29 protein-coding genes and 1 pseudogene are annotated in these 14,523 nt (G+C 50.7%); 1 reads left to right on the top strand and 29 read right to left on the bottom strand.

From position 1 onward, the window contains the following. Window positions 1-19 precede the first annotated feature (19 nt). The 26 genes from rpsD to rpsJ form a co-directional block, all read right to left on the bottom strand. Window positions 20-640 carry a 30S ribosomal protein S4 gene (gene rpsD / locus DFO57_RS22215; RefSeq protein WP_013027460.1) on the bottom strand — a complete coding sequence of 207 codons (621 nt, stop codon included), beginning with the start codon at window positions 638-640 and terminating at the stop codon, window positions 20-22. Between the two features lie 33 nt (window positions 641-673). Then, window positions 674-1,063, bottom strand: a complete 390-nt coding sequence (gene rpsK / locus DFO57_RS22210; RefSeq protein WP_004160563.1) for a 30S ribosomal protein S11 — start codon at window positions 1,061-1,063, stop codon at window positions 674-676. A gap of 16 nt (window positions 1,064-1,079) precedes the next feature. Next, window positions 1,080-1,436, bottom strand: a complete 357-nt coding sequence (rpsM, locus tag DFO57_RS22205) for a 30S ribosomal protein S13 (RefSeq protein WP_003850176.1) — start codon at window positions 1,434-1,436, stop codon at window positions 1,080-1,082. Between the two features lie 144 nt (window positions 1,437-1,580). Further along, on the bottom strand, window positions 1,581-1,697 hold the full coding sequence (gene rpmJ / locus DFO57_RS22200; RefSeq protein ID WP_004160566.1) for a 50S ribosomal protein L36: 117 nt from the start codon (window positions 1,695-1,697) through the stop codon (window positions 1,581-1,583). A 32-nt stretch (window positions 1,698-1,729) separates the two neighbouring features. Continuing rightward, the gene (secY, locus tag DFO57_RS22195) at window positions 1,730-3,061 is read right to left on the bottom strand and encodes a preprotein translocase subunit SecY (protein WP_013027461.1); all 1,332 of its coding nucleotides are present in this window, start codon (window positions 3,059-3,061) and stop codon (window positions 1,730-1,732) included. 7 nt (window positions 3,062-3,068) lie between these two features. Beyond that, on the bottom strand, window positions 3,069-3,503 hold the full coding sequence (gene rplO / locus DFO57_RS22190; protein ID WP_009087579.1) for a 50S ribosomal protein L15: 435 nt from the start codon (window positions 3,501-3,503) through the stop codon (window positions 3,069-3,071). A gap of 3 nt (window positions 3,504-3,506) precedes the next feature. Next, window positions 3,507-3,686, bottom strand: coding sequence for a 50S ribosomal protein L30 (gene rpmD, locus DFO57_RS22185; protein ID WP_013027462.1), 180 nt, complete (start codon window positions 3,684-3,686; stop codon window positions 3,507-3,509). A gap of 5 nt (window positions 3,687-3,691) precedes the next feature. Further along, window positions 3,692-4,192: a 30S ribosomal protein S5 gene (gene rpsE, locus DFO57_RS22180; protein ID WP_006120595.1), complete on the bottom strand. Its 501-nt coding sequence runs from the start codon at window positions 4,190-4,192 to the stop codon at window positions 3,692-3,694. A 14-nt stretch (window positions 4,193-4,206) separates the two neighbouring features. Next, window positions 4,207-4,560, bottom strand: a complete 354-nt coding sequence (rplR, locus tag DFO57_RS22175; protein ID WP_013027463.1) for a 50S ribosomal protein L18 — start codon at window positions 4,558-4,560, stop codon at window positions 4,207-4,209. Between the two features lie 9 nt (window positions 4,561-4,569). After that, the gene (gene rplF, locus DFO57_RS22170) at window positions 4,570-5,103 is read right to left on the bottom strand and encodes a 50S ribosomal protein L6 (protein ID WP_013027464.1); all 534 of its coding nucleotides are present in this window, start codon (window positions 5,101-5,103) and stop codon (window positions 4,570-4,572) included. Window positions 5,104-5,116: 13 nt separating this feature from the next. Continuing rightward, the gene (rpsH, locus tag DFO57_RS22165) at window positions 5,117-5,509 is read right to left on the bottom strand and encodes a 30S ribosomal protein S8 (protein ID WP_013027465.1); all 393 of its coding nucleotides are present in this window, start codon (window positions 5,507-5,509) and stop codon (window positions 5,117-5,119) included. A gap of 32 nt (window positions 5,510-5,541) precedes the next feature. Further along, window positions 5,542-5,847, bottom strand: a complete 306-nt coding sequence (gene rpsN / locus DFO57_RS22160; protein WP_006120592.1) for a 30S ribosomal protein S14 — start codon at window positions 5,845-5,847, stop codon at window positions 5,542-5,544. Between the two features lie 14 nt (window positions 5,848-5,861). After that, window positions 5,862-6,401, bottom strand: coding sequence for a 50S ribosomal protein L5 (rplE, locus tag DFO57_RS22155; RefSeq protein ID WP_006120591.1), 540 nt, complete (start codon window positions 6,399-6,401; stop codon window positions 5,862-5,864). A 14-nt stretch (window positions 6,402-6,415) separates the two neighbouring features. After that, entirely contained in the window at window positions 6,416-6,730 is a 315-nt protein-coding gene (gene rplX, locus DFO57_RS22150; RefSeq protein ID WP_003850150.1) for a 50S ribosomal protein L24, read from the bottom strand. Between the two features lie 10 nt (window positions 6,731-6,740). After that, window positions 6,741-7,112 (bottom strand): 50S ribosomal protein L14, encoded by a 372-nt coding sequence (gene rplN / locus DFO57_RS22145; RefSeq protein ID WP_006120590.1) that lies wholly within the window; start codon window positions 7,110-7,112, stop codon window positions 6,741-6,743. A 168-nt stretch (window positions 7,113-7,280) separates the two neighbouring features. Further along, window positions 7,281-7,535: a 30S ribosomal protein S17 gene (gene rpsQ, locus DFO57_RS22140; protein WP_006120589.1), complete on the bottom strand. Its 255-nt coding sequence runs from the start codon at window positions 7,533-7,535 to the stop codon at window positions 7,281-7,283. Next, entirely contained in the window at window positions 7,535-7,726 is a 192-nt protein-coding gene (gene rpmC / locus DFO57_RS22135; RefSeq protein WP_006120588.1) for a 50S ribosomal protein L29, read from the bottom strand. Before rpmC ends, rpsQ begins: the two co-directional genes overlap by 1 nt. Next, on the bottom strand, window positions 7,726-8,136 hold the full coding sequence (rplP, locus tag DFO57_RS22130; protein WP_002438716.1) for a 50S ribosomal protein L16: 411 nt from the start codon (window positions 8,134-8,136) through the stop codon (window positions 7,726-7,728). The genes rpmC and rplP overlap by 1 nt, the downstream gene beginning before the upstream one ends. A gap of 11 nt (window positions 8,137-8,147) precedes the next feature. Next, window positions 8,148-8,846: a 30S ribosomal protein S3 gene (gene rpsC, locus DFO57_RS22125; protein ID WP_006120587.1), complete on the bottom strand. Its 699-nt coding sequence runs from the start codon at window positions 8,844-8,846 to the stop codon at window positions 8,148-8,150. A 17-nt stretch (window positions 8,847-8,863) separates the two neighbouring features. After that, window positions 8,864-9,196 (bottom strand): 50S ribosomal protein L22, encoded by a 333-nt coding sequence (gene rplV, locus DFO57_RS22120; RefSeq protein WP_002919773.1) that lies wholly within the window; start codon window positions 9,194-9,196, stop codon window positions 8,864-8,866. Between the two features lie 13 nt (window positions 9,197-9,209). Beyond that, a complete protein-coding gene (rpsS, locus tag DFO57_RS22115) occupies window positions 9,210-9,488 on the bottom strand; it encodes a 30S ribosomal protein S19 (RefSeq protein WP_001138115.1) in 279 nt (92 codons plus the stop codon). Between the two features lie 16 nt (window positions 9,489-9,504). Then, the gene (gene rplB, locus DFO57_RS22110; RefSeq protein ID WP_006120586.1) at window positions 9,505-10,326 is read right to left on the bottom strand and encodes a 50S ribosomal protein L2; all 822 of its coding nucleotides are present in this window, start codon (window positions 10,324-10,326) and stop codon (window positions 9,505-9,507) included. Between the two features lie 17 nt (window positions 10,327-10,343). After that, window positions 10,344-10,646, bottom strand: coding sequence for a 50S ribosomal protein L23 (rplW, locus tag DFO57_RS22105; RefSeq protein WP_006120585.1), 303 nt, complete (start codon window positions 10,644-10,646; stop codon window positions 10,344-10,346). After that, window positions 10,643-11,248 carry a 50S ribosomal protein L4 gene (rplD, locus tag DFO57_RS22100; RefSeq protein ID WP_006120584.1) on the bottom strand — a complete coding sequence of 202 codons (606 nt, stop codon included), beginning with the start codon at window positions 11,246-11,248 and terminating at the stop codon, window positions 10,643-10,645. The genes rplW and rplD overlap by 4 nt, the downstream gene beginning before the upstream one ends. Window positions 11,249-11,258: 10 nt before the next feature. Beyond that, complete coding sequence (gene rplC, locus DFO57_RS22095; protein WP_013027467.1) at window positions 11,259-11,888, bottom strand: 50S ribosomal protein L3; 630 nt, start codon at window positions 11,886-11,888, stop codon at window positions 11,259-11,261. 32 nt (window positions 11,889-11,920) lie between these two features. Next, a complete protein-coding gene (gene rpsJ, locus DFO57_RS22090; protein WP_006120582.1) occupies window positions 11,921-12,232 on the bottom strand; it encodes a 30S ribosomal protein S10 in 312 nt (103 codons plus the stop codon). A 400-nt stretch (window positions 12,233-12,632) separates the two neighbouring features. Between rpsJ and DFO57_RS22085 the strand changes: the two genes are divergently transcribed. Further along, entirely contained in the window at window positions 12,633-13,406 is a 774-nt protein-coding gene (locus DFO57_RS22085) for an A24 family peptidase (protein WP_110016024.1), read from the top strand. Here DFO57_RS22085 and bfr read toward each other — a convergent pair. The 3 genes and pseudogenes from bfr to tuf form a co-directional block, all read right to left on the bottom strand. Further along, a complete protein-coding gene (gene bfr / locus DFO57_RS22080; protein ID WP_014604871.1) occupies window positions 13,393-13,866 on the bottom strand; it encodes a bacterioferritin in 474 nt (157 codons plus the stop codon). The genes DFO57_RS22085 and bfr overlap by 14 nt on opposite strands. 106 nt (window positions 13,867-13,972) lie before the next feature. Continuing rightward, the gene (gene bfd, locus DFO57_RS22075) at window positions 13,973-14,167 is read right to left on the bottom strand and encodes a bacterioferritin-associated ferredoxin (RefSeq protein ID WP_013027470.1); all 195 of its coding nucleotides are present in this window, start codon (window positions 14,165-14,167) and stop codon (window positions 13,973-13,975) included. 179 nt (window positions 14,168-14,346) lie between these two features. Continuing rightward, window positions 14,347-14,523 (bottom strand): annotated as a pseudogene (gene tuf / locus DFO57_RS22070) (elongation factor Tu); the annotation flags it as partial.

The following is a 14,523-nucleotide window of genomic DNA, read 5'->3' as shown; positions in this document are numbered from 1 at the left end:
CTCTCTTTGGTACTAAGCTTTACTTGGAGTAAAGCTCGACGATCAGGTGTTCGTTAATGTCCGCAGACAGATCGGTACGTTCAGGAATACGTTTGAACACACCTTCCATCTTAGCTGCATCAACTTCCAGCCAGGTTGGCTTTTCACGCTGCTCAGCCAGCTCCAGAGCGGCCTTCACGCGAGATTGCTTTTTGGCTTTCTCACGGATGCTAACGACATCATTCGGAGATACCTGATAAGAAGCGATGTTAACAACGCGACCATTTACCAGAACAGACTTATGGCTCACCAGCTGACGTGCTTCCGCACGCGTGGCACCAAAGCCCATACGATAAACGACGTTGTCCAGACGGCCTTCCAGCAGAGCCAACAGGTTTTCACCGGTGTTGCCTTTCAGACGTGCTGCTTCTTTGTAATAGTTACGGAACTGACGCTCAAGAACACCGTACATACGACGAACTTTTTGCTTTTCACGTAACTGGCCGCCGTAGTCAGACAGACGTGGCTTACGCGCACCGTGCTGACCAGGAGCTTGTTCAATTTTACACTTGGAATCAATCGCGCGAACGCCAGACTTAAGGAATAAGTCAGTGCCCTCACGACGGCTCAGCTTGAGCTTAGGACCCAAATATCTTGCCATTTTCTTTCTCCAACTATCCTAAAAAACGGGGCGTTATACGCGACGTTTTTTCGGCGGACGACAACCGTTATGAGGGATCGGAGTCACATCAGTAATATTCGTGATGCGGAAACCAGCGGCGTTCAGTGCACGAATTGTTGATTCGCGACCCGGACCCGGACCCTTAACCATAACTTCCAGGTTCTTAATACCGTAATCTTTTACCGCTTCTGCACAGCGCTCTGCAGCGACCTGAGCAGCAAACGGAGTGGATTTACGTGAACCGCGGAAACCGGAACCACCGGCGGTTGCCCAACCCAGTGCGTTACCCTGACGATCAGTAATGGTAACGATTGTGTTGTTAAAAGAAGCATGGACATGAGCCACGCCATCTGAGACTTGTTTTCTTACACGCTTACGTGCACGAACTGGTGCCTTTGCCATTATTTACTCACCCCGATTATTTCTTGATCGGTTTACGCGGACCCTTACGGGTACGTGCGTTGGTCTTGGTGCGCTGACCGCGAACCGGAAGACCACGACGATGGCGCAAACCACGGTAGCAACCAAGGTCCATAAGACGCTTGATGCTCAGGGTGATTTCACGGCGCAGATCACCTTCTACAACGAATTTAGCAACTGCATCACGCAGCTGATCAATTTGTTCTTCAGACAGCTCACTGATCTTAACATTTTCAGCAATGCCCGTTGAAGCGCAGATGGCTTTCGAACGAGTCTTACCAATACCGAAAATCGAGGTTAAAGCGATAACGGTATGTTTCTGATCAGGAATGTTAATGCCTGCTATACGGGCCACTATGCACTCCTACTATTTAATATGTACGTACCATGCCGAAAAGCCCGTTTTCAGGATACTCAAATGGAAACGTACAGACATACAAAAGATTGGCTGGCTAATCTAGCCAGCTCAACCCGACTTTGCAAGAAAAATATGTGAAAATCAGCCTTGGCGCTGTTTATGCTTTGGCTCGGCGCTGCAGATCACACGAACGACACCGTCGCGGCGAATGATTTTGCAGTTACGACATAATTTCTTGACGGAAGCACGAACTTTCATTTTTACTCTCCGTAACTTCTCAACCACCTGAATTAACGGCCGTAGCCCTTCAGGTTAGCTTTCTTCAATGCAGACTCGTACTGACTTGACATCATCAGAGTTTGCACTTGAGCCATAAAGTCCATGATGACGACCACTACGATGAGCAGTGATGTACCGCCAAAGTAGAAAGGAACTTTCATCGCATCACGCATGAACTCCGGGATAAGGCAGATAAAGGTAATGTAGAGGGCACCGATTAAGGTTAACCGCGTCATTACTTTATCAATATACTTCGCCGTTTGCTCTCCCGGACGAATTCCCGGTACGAATGCACCAGACTTCTTCAGGTTATCTGCTGTTTCACGCGGGTTGAAAACCAACGCCGTGTAGAAGAAACAGAAGAAGATGATAGCAGTCGCATAGAGTAGCACATAAAGCGGCTGTCCTGGCTGCAAATACATCGAAATTGTTGTCAGCCAGTTCCAACCGGTACCGCCCCCGAACCACGATGCAATCGTTGCCGGGAACAGAATAATGCTGGAAGCGAAGATTGCCGGGATAACCCCTGCCATATTCACTTTCAACGGTAAATGTGTGCTCTGTGCAGCGTATACACGGCGACCTTGTTGACGTTTGGCATAGTTCACCACAATGCGGCGTTGACCACGCTCAACGAAAATAACAAAGAAGGTCACTGCAAATACGAGAACTGCAACCAACAGCAACAGAAGGAAGTGCAGGTCACCTTGCCGCGCTTGCTCGATGGTATGGCCAATGGCCGGCGGAAGACCCGCAACAATACCTGCGAAGATAATGATTGAAATACCGTTACCGATACCACGCTCAGTTATCTGTTCGCCTAGCCACATCAGGAACATTGTCCCGGTAACCAGACTCACAACAGCGGTAAAATAGAATGCAAAGCCTGGATTCATTACCAGGCCTTGCATACCAGGCATATTCGGTAAACCGGTAGCAATACCGATTGACTGGAATATGGCCAATACCAACGTACCGTAACGGGTGTACTGGCTAATCTTACGACGGCCAGCCTCCCCTTCTTTCTTAATTTCAGCTAACGCGGGATGAACCACCGTTAACAGCTGGATAATAATCGATGCCGAAATATACGGCATGATACCCAGAGCAAAGATAGAAGCACGGCTGAGAGCACCACCAGAGAACATGTTAAACATTTCAATGATGGTGCCACGCTGTTGCTCAAGCAGTTTGGCAAGTACAGTGGCATCAATACCAGGGATCGGAATAAAAGAGCCAATACGGAAGACAATCAGTGCACCGATTACAAACAGCAGTCTGCGTTTCAGTTCACCAAAGCCACCTTTGGCACTTTGAAAATCTAATCCCGGTTGTTTAGCCATCTGCTACTTATTCCTCGATTTTACCGCCAGCAGCTTCGATTGCAGCACGAGCACCTTTGGTGACACGCAGGCCGCGAACCGTTACCGGTGCAGAAACTTCACCAGAAAGAATTACTTTAACGAATTCAATCTGAACACCGACAATGTTGGCTGCTTTCAGCGCGTTCAGGTCGACGATACCGCCTTCAACTTTCGCCAGATCAGACAGACGAATCTCTGTGGTGATCATTGCTTTGCGAGAGGTGAAACCGAACTTCGGCAGACGACGGTACAGAGGCATCTGACCACCTTCGAAACCGCGACGTACGCCACCGCCAGAACGAGAGTTCTGACCTTTGTGACCACGACCACCGGTTTTTCCGAGGCCAGAACCGATACCACGACCCAGACGCTTGGTAGCGTGCTTAGACCCTTCGGCCGGAGACAGAGTATTTAAACGCATCTCTTACTCCTCCACTTTAACCATGTAGGAAACCGCGTTGACCATACCGCGTACAGCTGGCGTATCTTCACGCTCTACGGTATGACCAATACGACGCAGACCCAGGCCAACCAGAGTGGCTTTATGCTTAGGCAAGCGGCCGATTGAACTACGGGTTTGGGTGATTTTAATAGTGTTAGCCATCGTGATTACCCCAGAATTTCTTCAACGGATTTACCACGCTTAGCAGCGACCATTTCCGGAGACTTCATATTGCCCAGACCGTCAATAGTTGCACGAACCACGTTAATCGGGTTGGTGGAACCATAGGCTTTTGCCAGAACGTTATGTACTCCAGCGACTTCCAGAACGGCGCGCATTGCACCACCGGCGATGATACCGGTACCTTCTGAAGCCGGCTGCATGAACACACGGGACCCAGTGTGCGCACCTTTAACAGGGTGCTGCAGGGTGCCGTTGATCAGCGCGACATTAACCATATTGCGACGGGCTTTCTCCATCGCTTTCTGGATCGCTGCTGGAACTTCACGCGCTTTACCGTAACCAAAACCAACGCGGCCGTTACCATCACCCACTACAGTCAGTGCGGTGAAGGAGAAAATACGACCACCTTTTACAGTTTTAGATACACGGTTTACCGCGATCAGTTTTTCCTGCAGTTCGCCAGCTTGTTTCTCGATGTGTGCCATCTTAGACCTCTACCTTAGAACTGAAGGCCAGCTTCACGGGCAGCATCTGCCAGTGCCTGGACGCGACCATGATATTGGAAACCGGAACGGTCGAAAGAAACACCAGTGATGCCTTTTTCGATTGCGCGTTCTGCAATAGCTTTACCTACAGCAGCTGCGGCTTCTTTATTACCGGTAAACTTCAGTTGTTCAGTGATAGCTTTTTCTACAGTAGAAGCAGCAACCAGAACTTCGGAACCGTTCGGGGCGATTACCTGTGCGTAAATGTGACGCGGGGTACGATGTACCACCAGGCGAGTAGCACCCAGCTCTTTGAGCTTGCGACGTGCACGGGTCGCACGACGGATACGAGCAGATTTCTTATCCATAGTGTTACCTTACTTCTTCTTAGCCTCTTTGGTACGCACGACTTCGTCGGCGTAACGGACACCCTTGCCTTTATAAGGCTCAGGACGACGGTAGGCGCGCAAGTCAGCTGCAACCTGGCCGATCACCTGCTTATCAGCGCCTTTCAGCACGATTTCAGTCTGAGTCGGACACTCTGCAGTGATACCCGCGGGCAGCTGGTGATCAACTGGATGAGAAAAGCCCAGAGACAGGTTAACTACGTTGCCTTTTACGGCAGCACGATAACCAACACCAACCAGCTGCAGCTTCTTAGTGAAGCCTTCGGTAACACCGATAACCATTGCGTTCAGCAGCGCGCGAGAAGTACCCGCCTGCGCCCAGCCGTCAACGAAACCTTCGCGCGGAGCGAAAGTCAGAGCGTTGTCAGCATGCTTAACTTCAACAGCATCATTGATAGTACGAGTCAGCTCGCCGTTTTTACCTTTAATCGAAATTACCTGACCGTTGAGTTTTACCTCTACGCCGGCAGGAATAACGACAGGTGCTTTAGCAACACGAGACATTTTATTCCTCCGATTACGCTACGTAGCAGATAATTTCGCCACCAAGACCAGCCTGGCGCGCTGCACGATCAGTCATGACACCTTTCGATGTAGAAATGACAGCGATACCCATACCAGCCATTACCTTTGGCAGCTCATCTTTTTTCTTATAGATGCGCAGGCCGGGACGGCTTACTCGCTGAATGCTTTCTACAACAGCTTTACCCTGGAAATACTTAAGAGTCAGTTCCAGTTCCAGCTTGATGTCGCCTTCGATTTTAAAATCTTCAATAAAGCCTTCTTCCTTCAGCACGTTGGCAATTGCCAATTTCAGCTTGGAGGAGGGCATGGTGACCGCAACTTTGTTCGCGGCCTGACCGTTACGGATACGGGTCAGCATATCCGCGATCGGATCTTGCATGCTCATCTGTGTTACTCCCGTGATTCAATTGGTGACAATTACCAGCTAGCCTTTTTCAGACCCGGGATTTCACCGCGCATTGCGGCTTCACGGACCTTGATACGGCTCAACCCAAACTTCCGCAGGAAACCGTGCGGACGACCTGTTTGACGGCAGCGGTTACGCTGACGTGAAGGGCTGGAATCACGCGGCAGACTCTGCAGCTTGAGAACGGCATCCCAACGGTCTTCGTCGGAAGCGTTCACATCAGAAATGATCGCTTTCAGTTCAGCGCGTTTTGCGAAGAATTTGTCTGCTAATTTCACACGCTTAACTTCGCGTGCTTTCATAGATTGCTTAGCCATTAAGTAACCCTACCTTACTTACGGAACGGGAAGTCAAAGGCAGCCAGCAGAGCACGGCCTTCATCATCAGATTTCGCAGTAGTGGTAATGGTAATATCCAAACCACGAACGCGATCGACTTTGTCGTAGTCGATTTCTGGGAAGATGATCTGCTCACGTACACCCATGCTGTAGTTGCCACGACCATCGAATGACTTAGCGGACAAGCCACGGAAGTCACGGATACGCGGTACAGCAATGGTGATCAGACGCTCAAAGAACTCCCACATGCGTTCGCCACGCAGAGTTACTTTACAGCCGATCGGATAGCCCTGACGGATTTTGAAGCCTGCAACTGATTTGCGTGCTTTGGTGATCAACGGTTTTTGACCGGAGATTGCTGCCAGGTCAGCTGCTGCGTTATCCAGCAGTTTCTTGTCAGCGATCGCTTCACCAACACCCATGTTCAGGGTGATCTTCTCGACCCGAGGGACTTGCATGACAGAATTGTAGCCGAACTCACTCATGAGTTTCTGGACTACCTCGTCTTTGTAGTAATCATGCAGTTTCGCCATCGTACTACTCCAAATTACTTGATAGTTTCGCTATTAGACTTGAAGAAACGGACTTTTTTGCCGTCTTCGAATCTAAAGCCTACACGGTCAGCCTTACCGGTTGCCGCATTGAAGAGAGCAACGTTAGAAACCTGAATAGCAGCTTCTTTTTCAACGATGCCGCCTGGTTGGTTCAGAGCCGGAACAGGCTTCTGATGTTTCTTAACCAGGTTGATACCTTCAACGATGACCTTGCCAGAAGACAGGACGTTCTTAACTTTACCGCGCTTACCTTTATCTTTACCGGTTAACACGATAACTTCGTCGTTACGACGGATTTTAGCTGCCATTGTTCGCTCCTTAGAGTACTTCTGGTGCCAGAGAGATAATTTTCATGAACTTTTCAGTACGAAGTTCACGAGTTACCGGCCCAAAAATACGCGTACCGATAGGCTGCTCACTGTTATTGTTTAAAATAACGCATGCATTACCATCGAAGCGAATGACAGAACCGTCCGGGCGACGAACACCCTTCCTGGTGCGCACCACTACCGCCTTCAGGACATCACCTTTTTTAACTTTACCACGTGGAATTGCTTCCTTGATGGTAACTTTAATGATGTCGCCGACGCCTGCGTAGCGACGGTGCGAGCCACCCAGAACCTTGATACACATTACGCGACGTGCACCGGAGTTGTCGGCGACGTTCAGCATAGTCTGTTCTTGGATCATTTCAGTGCTCCGCTAATGTCAACTACTACTTCGGGACCTAGACCTCAGGTCGATTGAAAGCCCCATAATTGAGGGCGCGGCATTATAACACCGGTTCTCGCAGATGGGTAGAAAAAATGAACGGCTCTTGCGAGCCGTTCATTCGATTTTTAAAGAGGGCAGATTCTATTACAGAATTGCTTTCTCTACAACGCGAACCAGAGTCCAGGACTTAGTCTTGGACAGTGGACGGCATTCGCGGATTTCTACCACGTCACCGATTCCACATTCGTTGTTCTCGTCATGGATGTGCAGCTTAGTCGTACGCTTAATGAATTTTCCATAGATTGGATGCTTCACGAAACGCTCGATAGCAACAACCGCAGATTTCTGCATTTTGTCACTAACGACACGACCCTGCAGAGTACGGATTTTATCGGTCATTACGAACCCGCCTTCTCAGTCAGTAAAGTCTTAACGCGCGCAACATCACGGCGAACCTGCTTCAGCAGATGAGACTGCTGCAGTTGGCCAGATGCTGCCTGCATGCGCAGGTTAAATTGCTCACGCAGCAGATTAAGCAGCTCAGTGTTCAGCTCTTCAACGCTTTTTTCACGCAGCTCTGTTGCTTTCATTACATCACCGTCTTAGTTACAAAGGTGGTTTTGATAGGCAGTTTTGCTGCTGCCAGCTTGAATGCTTCACGGGCCAGCTCTTCTGGTACGCCGTCCATTTCATACAGGACTTTACCAGGCTGGATCAGGGCAACCCAATACTCGACGTTACCCTTACCTTTACCCATACGCACTTCCAGCGGCTTCTCGGTGATCGGTTTGTCCGGGAATACACGGATCCAGATCTTACCTTGACGCTTAACTGCACGGGTCATAGCACGACGTGCTGCTTCGATCTGACGGGCAGTCAGACGACCACGGCCAACAGCTTTCAGACCGAAAGTCCCGAAGCTAACATCCGTACCCTGCGCCAGACCACGGTTGCGGCCTTTGTGCACTTTACGGAATTTTGTACGCTTTGGTTGTAACATAGCGACTCTCCTTACTTACGGCCTTTACGCTGCTGCTTTTTAGGTTGAGCAGCCGGTTCCGGTTGTTCAACAGCAGCCATACCACCCAGGATCTCGCCTTTGAAGATCCATACCTTAACGCCGATTACACCATAAGTGGTGTGCGCTTCAGAGGTGTTGTAGTCAATGTCAGCACGCAGAGTGTGCAACGGCACGCGACCTTCACGATACCATTCGGTACGTGCGATCTCGGCGCCGCCCAGACGGCCGCTAACTTCAACTTTAATACCCTTCGCGCCCAGACGCATGGCGTTCTGAACCGCACGCTTCATAGCACGACGGAACATCACGCGACGCTCCAGCTGTGAAGTGATGCTGTCAGCAACCAGTTTAGCGTCCAGTTCCGGTTTACGGACTTCGGCGATATTGATCTGTGCAGGTACGCCAGCGATTTTCGCCACGACCGTGCGCAGTTTTTCTACGTCTTCACCTTTCTTACCGATCACGATGCCAGGACGAGCGGTGTGAATGGTCACACGGATGCTCTTAGCCGGACGCTCGATAACGATACGAGATACAGACGCCTTAGCCAGTTCCTTAGTCAGGTACTGACGTACTTTAAAGTCGCTGTCCAGGTTGTCAGCGAATTCTTTGGTGTTCGCAAACCAGGTAGAGTTCCATGGTTTTACAATACCCAGGCGAATACCATTAGGATGTACTTTCTGACCCATTGCTAGTCTCCAGAGTCTCAGCGATCGGACACAACCACAGTAATGTGGCTGGTGCGCTTCAGGATGCGATCTGCACGACCTTTTGCACGCGGCATAATGCGCTTCATGCTTGGGCCTTCGTCGACGAAAATTTTCGCGACTTTCAGATCGTCGATATCAGCGCCATCGTTGTGTTCAGCGTTAGCAATGGCAGATTCCAGAACTTTCTTGACCAGTACAGCCGCTTTCTTGTTGGTGTAGGTCAAAATGTCCAGTGCCTGCGACACTTTCTTACCGCGGATCAGGTCAGCAACAAGGCGAACCTTCTGAGCAGAAGAACGAGCGTGGCGATGTTGAGCTAAAGTTTCCATCTCTTCCTCCTACTTATTTCTTCTTGGCTTTTTTATCAGCCGCGTGACCGCGATAAGTACGTGTCGGCGCGAATTCACCCAGTTTGTGACCAACCATTTCGTCGGAAACAAAGACAGGAACGTGCTGACGACCATTATGGACAGCGATGGTCAAACCGATCATGTTAGGAAAGATCGTTGAACGACGGGACCAAGTGCGCAAAGGCTTCTTGTCACCGCTTTCCACCGCTTTCTCTACCTTCTTCAGCAAGTGCAGGTCAATAAAAGGACCTTTCTTGAGAGAACGTGGCATGGCTTATCCTCTAATATTATTTGCTACGGCGACGTACGATAAACTTATCGGTACGCTTGTTGCTACGGGTCTTCTTACCTTTGGTCTGAACGCCCCACGGGGTTACCGGGTGCTTACCAAAGTTACGACCTTCACCACCACCGTGCGGGTGATCTACTGGGTTCATCGCGGTACCACGAACGGTCGGACGAACACCACGCCAACGGGTTGCACCGGCTTTACCCAGAACGCGCAGCATATGCTCAGCGTTACCGACTTCGCCCAGTGTTGCGCGGCAGTCAGCTTCGACTTTACGCATTTCACCTGAACGCAGACGCAGGGTAACGTAGGAACCTTCACGCGCAACGATCTGCACGTAAGCACCGGCTGAGCGAGCAATCTGACCGCCTTTGCCTGGTTTCATTTCTACGTTGTGAACGGTAGAACCCACCGGGATGTTACGCATCGGCAGTGTGTTACCTGCTTTGATCGCAGCATCAACGCCAGACTGAATCTGGTCGCCGGCTTTCAGGCCTTTAGGGGCCAGGATGTAACGGCGTTCGCCGTCTTTGTACAGAACCAGTGCGATGTTCGCAGAGCGGTTCGGATCGTACTCAAGACGTTCAACGGTTGCCGGGATACCATCTTTGTTGCGTTTGAAATCAACCAGACGGTAAGCCTGCTTATGACCACCACCGATGTGACGGGTAGTGATGCGACCGTTGTTGTTGCGGCCACCGGATTTGCTGTTTTTTTCCAGCAATGGAGCAAACGGCTTGCCCTTGTGCAACTCTGGGTTCACCACTTTAACGACGTGGCGACGACCCGGAGATGTCGGTTTACATTTAACAACTGCCATTGTCTTTCTCCTCCGACTTACTCAGCGCCGCCGACGAAGTCCAGATTCTGGCCTTCCTTCAGGGTGACGTAAGCTTTTTTCCAGTCGCTACGACGACCGATACGCTGTCCGTGACGCTTAACCTTACCTTTAACAACCAGGGTGTTTACGTCTTTAACTTCTACTTCGAACAGCTTCTCAACAGCAGCAACGATCTCTGCTTTAGTCGCGTCTTTAGCTACTTTGAGTACGATGGTGTTGGTTTTTTCCATCGCGCTAGATGCCTTTTCAGATACGTGCGGCGCGCGCAGTACTTTCAGCAGACGTTCTTCACGGATCATGCCAGCATCTCCTCAACTTGCTTAACTGCATCAGCAGTCATAACGACTTTGTCGAAGGCGATCAGGCTAACTGGATCGATACCCGCTGCATCACGCACGTCAACCTTGTACAGGTTACGCGCAGCCAGGAACAGATTCTCATCCAGTTCACCGGTGATGATCAGCACGTCTTCCAGCGCCATGTCTTTCAGCTTCTGCGCCAGCAACTTAGTTTTCGGTGCTTCAACAGAGAACTGCTCGACGACGATCAGACGATCTTGACGTACCAGTTCGGACAGGATGCTTTTCAGCGCGCCGCGGTACATCTTTTTATTAACTTTTTGACTGTGGTCTTGTGGCTTCGCAGCAAAGGTCACGCCACCTGAACGCCAGATCGGGCTCTTTACAGAACCTGAACGCGCACGGCCGGTGCCTTTCTGACGCCAAGGCTTTTTGCCTGAACCGGTTACTTCAGCGCGAGTTTTCTGCGCGCGAGTACCCTGGCGGGCGCCTGATGCGTAAGCAACAACAACCTGGTGAACCAGCGCTTCGTTGAAATCACGACCGAAGGTAGTTTCGGAAACAGTCAGCGCGCTCTGCGCGTCTTTCAATACTAATTCCATTGCTATCCCCTTACGCCTTCACAGCTGGTTTAACGATCAGGTCGCTACCGGTAGCACCGGGAACTGCACCTTTAACCAGCAGCAGGTTGCGCTCAGCGTCAACACGTACTACGTCCAGGCTCTGAACAGTTACGCGCTCATTACCCAGCTGACCTGCCATTTTCTTGCCTTTGAACACTTTGCCCGGAGTCTGGTTCTGACCGATAGAACCCGGAACGCGGTGAGACAAGGAGTTACCGTGGGTAGCGTCCTGGGTACGGAAGTTCCAGCGCTTAACGGTACCTGCGAAACCTTTACCTTTAGAGGTGCCAGTTACGTCTACTTTTTTAACGTCAGCGAAAATTTCAACGCTGATGCTCTGACCTACGGCATACTCATCACCTTCAACGGTGCGGAATTCCCACAGGCCACGGCCAGCTTCTACGCCAGCTTTAGCAAAATGACCAGCTTCAGGTTTGGTCACACGGTTTGCTTTTTTAGCACCGGTGGTAACCTGAATTGCCTGGTAACCATCGTTTTCCAGGCCTTTGACCTGAGTAACGCGGTTCGCTTCAACTTCGATTACGGTTACTGGGATAGAAACGCCATCTTCAGTGAAGATGCGGGTCATACCCACTTTTTTACCGACTAAACCAATCATTGTTTCAACCTCTCAATCGCTCGATGACCTGATTAACCCAGGCTGATCTGCACGTCAACACCGGCAGCCAGGTCCAGACGCATCAGAGCATCAACGGTTTTCTCAGTTGGCTCAACGATGTCTACCAGACGCTTGTGAGTGCGAATTTCGTACTGATCACGCGCGTCTTTGTTAACGTGCGGGGAGATCAGAACGGTAAAGCGCTCTTTGCGGGTTGGCAGCGGGATCGGACCACGGACCTGCGCACCAGTGCGCTTGGCAGTCTCGACGATTTCCGCGGTTGATTGATCGATCAGACGATGATCAAACGCTTTAAGACGGATACGGATTCTTTGGTTCGACATGAGACCAAGGCTCCAAACATTTTATAGACGAAAAAAATTACTACTCGAACCCATTACGATTGATGGGAGAGTGTAATCGTTCAGCATATAACTCCACAGTTGGGAGTATTGTCAGACGGCCCAACATTCTGCCGTCTGCGATTCAGCTCGAATCGCGCCTACCAATATCGGTAGGCCCGCGCATTATACGTATATTTGCTCAGGAAGCAACCCATGTCAGGAATTTGCCGGTGAAAAGTGGAAACTGATGTGCTGGCACAGCCCGCACAAAATGATGAATAAGAGATGTAAAGCCGCAATTTCTCTGTGAGGGGCGCTCCACTCTGCTTATCTTGCCCGCGACGTCAGATGGGCCTTCCGCCAGGCTGAGGCGACATGTCAGTTCATTTGAGGCAATGCGGTGCTTATCATCCTGTTGACTGTTACGGCGCTTGGCGCCGCCCTGGGTAGCACTCTTGCCCTGGCCTGCCAACGTTACTCGCCCACGGTGTCACCGTCCGACTGGTTCCGCGCGCTGTGGACGCCACCTTCGCGATGCATGCTTTGCCGGGCCCCCGTCCTGTGGCGCGATAAAATCCCCTTAATCAGCTGGCTGTGTCTTCAGGGGCGCTGTCGTGCCTGTCGCCAGGCTATCGGCGTGCTGCCCCTGCTGTTTGAGCTGACGGGCGCCCTGCTTTGCCTGATGCTGGTGATCGTGTTTAACGCGTGCCCCCTTACCGCAGCATTTATTCTGGTGGCGTCCTGCCTGCTTCTGTTACTTGCGGTTATTGACCAGCGCCACTTCCTGCTGCCGGATGTGCTGACGGGCGCTTTACTCTGGCTGGGACTGTCGCGGTTCTTTTTCGCTGTGCCGCTCTCCGTCACCTCGGCAGTCGGCGGTGCCGTCGCAGGTTACGGTTCACTCTGGCTACTGGCCTGGCTGTATCGCCAGATAAAGCATCAAGAGGGATTGGGTAACGGCGATATCAAACTCTTTGCCGCACTGGGCATATGGTGTGGTTGGCAGGCTCTGCCGTGGATTGCCTTGATAGCCAGTGTGTCAGCCCTGCTTGCCTTTGCGGTCAGGGCTATTATCCACAAGCGCTTGTATATGAACAGCCCGCTTCCTTTTGGCCCTTTTCTGGCCGCCGCGGGCTGGGGAATGATCGTCCTGCAAAGCCTTATTCGTCTCTGATTTGCGCCTGAAGATAGTTTTGAATGCCCATTTTTTTGATCAGATCGAGTTCGGTCTCGATCCAGTCGATGTGGTGCTCTTCGTCCGCAAGGATTTCGATCATCATATCCCGACTGACGTAGTCATGAATTTTGTCGGCATACGCGATCGCTTCGCGCAGATCTTTTGCGCCTTCAAGTTCAAGGTTAAGATCGGACTGCAGCATCTCTTCCACATCCTCTCCGACCCTGAGTCGTCCCAGATCCTGCAGATTTGGAATGCCTTCAAGAAACAGAATGCGTTCAATGTATTTGTCCGCATGCTTCATTTCATCAATGGATTCGTGGTACTCAACGTCATTAAGACGCATCAGCCCCCAGTTTTTGAACATCCGTGCGTGGAGAAAATACTGATTGATCGCAACCAGTTCATTCCCTAACAGTTTATTGAGATGACTTATGATTTTCGCATCGCCCTTCATTTCACGTCCTCCGCTCATGTTTATTTGAGCGTAGATGCGGTTAAAAAGAAGTCAAAAAAACGCGATGAAAACTGTGGGTATTATCATGTCCCAGGAAAGAAAGCGCTCAGGCGATCTCTTTATACTGCGGAACCTGCTGCATCTCTTCATCCATGATTTCACGGGCGACACGAATGCACTTACCGCATTGCTTACCCACGGGTACGATTTGGCGAAGCTGCTGAATAGATTTCGGCTGGTAGCGGCGCACGACTTCACGGAGGGTCTTATCACTAATGGCATTACACAGACAGACGTACATTTCTTCATCACTCAGTCTATTTCGTGCACACAGTGTAAATGCGAATCGTTTTTATTTCAAACCTACCCTTTGTAGGGAAAACGTTCAGGTAGCCTGTTTAAGCCCAAAAAAAAGAGAGCACCTAAGTGCCCTCTTCTGTCTTGCTGTGACCGCTTACGCGGCCACATCAGATATCACAATTAAGCGATAACTTTAGCAACAACGCCCGCGCCAACGGTACGGCCACCTTCGCGGATTGCGAAGCGCAGACCTTCGTCCATTGCGATTGGGTGAATCAGGGTAACAACCATTTTGATGTTGTCGCCTGGCATAACCATTTCAACGCCTTCTGGCAGCTCTACTGAACCGGTCACGTC

This window comes from Pantoea sp. AG702, assembly GCF_003182295.1.
Classification (GTDB): Bacteria; Pseudomonadota; Gammaproteobacteria; order Enterobacterales; family Enterobacteriaceae; genus Pantoea; species Pantoea ananatis.
The sequence above is the reverse complement of the archived record's forward strand: the minus strand, read 5'-3'. Positions and strand labels throughout refer to the sequence as shown.

Bases quoted from the DNA above. Each gene is read 5' to 3' on its own strand.
- rplX (WP_003850150.1), bottom strand. From the start codon at position 6,730: ATGGCAGCTAAAATCCGTCGTAACGACGAAGTTATCGTGTTAACCGGT.
- rpmJ (WP_004160566.1), bottom strand. From the start codon at position 1,697: ATGAAAGTTCGTGCTTCCGTCAAGAAATTATGTCGTAACTGCAAAATC.
- bfr (WP_014604871.1), bottom strand. From the start codon at position 13,866: ATGAAGGGCGATGCGAAAATCATAAGTCATCTCAATAAACTGTTAGGG.
- rplP (WP_002438716.1), bottom strand. From the start codon at position 8,136: ATGTTACAACCAAAGCGTACAAAATTCCGTAAAGTGCACAAAGGCCGC.
- rpmD (WP_013027462.1), bottom strand. From the start codon at position 3,686: ATGGCTAACACTATTAAAATCACCCAAACCCGTAGTTCAATCGGCCGC.
- rpsC (WP_006120587.1), bottom strand. From the start codon at position 8,846: ATGGGTCAGAAAGTACATCCTAATGGTATTCGCCTGGGTATTGTAAAA.
- rplN (WP_006120590.1), bottom strand. From the start codon at position 7,112: ATGATCCAAGAACAGACTATGCTGAACGTCGCCGACAACTCCGGTGCA.
- rplC (WP_013027467.1), bottom strand. From the start codon at position 11,888: ATGATTGGTTTAGTCGGTAAAAAAGTGGGTATGACCCGCATCTTCACT.
- rpsH (WP_013027465.1), bottom strand. From the start codon at position 5,509: ATGAGCATGCAAGATCCGATCGCGGATATGCTGACCCGTATCCGTAAC.
- rpsN (WP_006120592.1), bottom strand. From the start codon at position 5,847: ATGGCTAAGCAATCTATGAAAGCACGCGAAGTTAAGCGTGTGAAATTA.
- rplB (WP_006120586.1), bottom strand. From the start codon at position 10,326: ATGGCAGTTGTTAAATGTAAACCGACATCTCCGGGTCGTCGCCACGTC.
- rplD (WP_006120584.1), bottom strand. From the start codon at position 11,248: ATGGAATTAGTATTGAAAGACGCGCAGAGCGCGCTGACTGTTTCCGAA.
- rplO (WP_009087579.1), bottom strand. From the start codon at position 3,503: ATGCGTTTAAATACTCTGTCTCCGGCCGAAGGGTCTAAGCACGCTACC.
- secY (WP_013027461.1), bottom strand. From the start codon at position 3,061: ATGGCTAAACAACCGGGATTAGATTTTCAAAGTGCCAAAGGTGGCTTT.
- rpsK (WP_004160563.1), bottom strand. From the start codon at position 1,063: ATGGCAAAGGCACCAGTTCGTGCACGTAAGCGTGTAAGAAAACAAGTC.
- rplE (WP_006120591.1), bottom strand. From the start codon at position 6,401: ATGGCGAAACTGCATGATTACTACAAAGACGAGGTAGTCCAGAAACTC.
- rpmC (WP_006120588.1), bottom strand. From the start codon at position 7,726: ATGAAAGCAACAGAGCTGCGTGAAAAAAGCGTTGAAGAGCTGAACACT.
- rpsS (WP_001138115.1), bottom strand. From the start codon at position 9,488: ATGCCACGTTCTCTCAAGAAAGGTCCTTTTATTGACCTGCACTTGCTG.
- rpsQ (WP_006120589.1), bottom strand. From the start codon at position 7,535: ATGACCGATAAAATCCGTACTCTGCAGGGTCGTGTCGTTAGTGACAAA.
- rplR (WP_013027463.1), bottom strand. From the start codon at position 4,560: ATGGATAAGAAATCTGCTCGTATCCGTCGTGCGACCCGTGCACGTCGC.
- rpsE (WP_006120595.1), bottom strand. From the start codon at position 4,192: ATGGCACACATCGAGAAACAAGCTGGCGAACTGCAGGAAAAACTGATC.
- bfd (WP_013027470.1), bottom strand. From the start codon at position 14,167: ATGTACGTCTGTCTGTGTAATGCCATTAGTGATAAGACCCTCCGTGAA.
- rplW (WP_006120585.1), bottom strand. From the start codon at position 10,646: ATGATCCGTGAAGAACGTCTGCTGAAAGTACTGCGCGCGCCGCACGTA.
- rplV (WP_002919773.1), bottom strand. From the start codon at position 9,196: ATGGAAACTTTAGCTCAACATCGCCACGCTCGTTCTTCTGCTCAGAAG.
- rpsJ (WP_006120582.1), bottom strand. From the start codon at position 12,232: ATGTCGAACCAAAGAATCCGTATCCGTCTTAAAGCGTTTGATCATCGT.
- rpsD (WP_013027460.1), bottom strand. From the start codon at position 640: ATGGCAAGATATTTGGGTCCTAAGCTCAAGCTGAGCCGTCGTGAGGGC.
- rplF (WP_013027464.1), bottom strand. From the start codon at position 5,103: ATGTCTCGTGTTGCTAAAGCACCTGTCGTTATTCCTGCCGGCGTAGAG.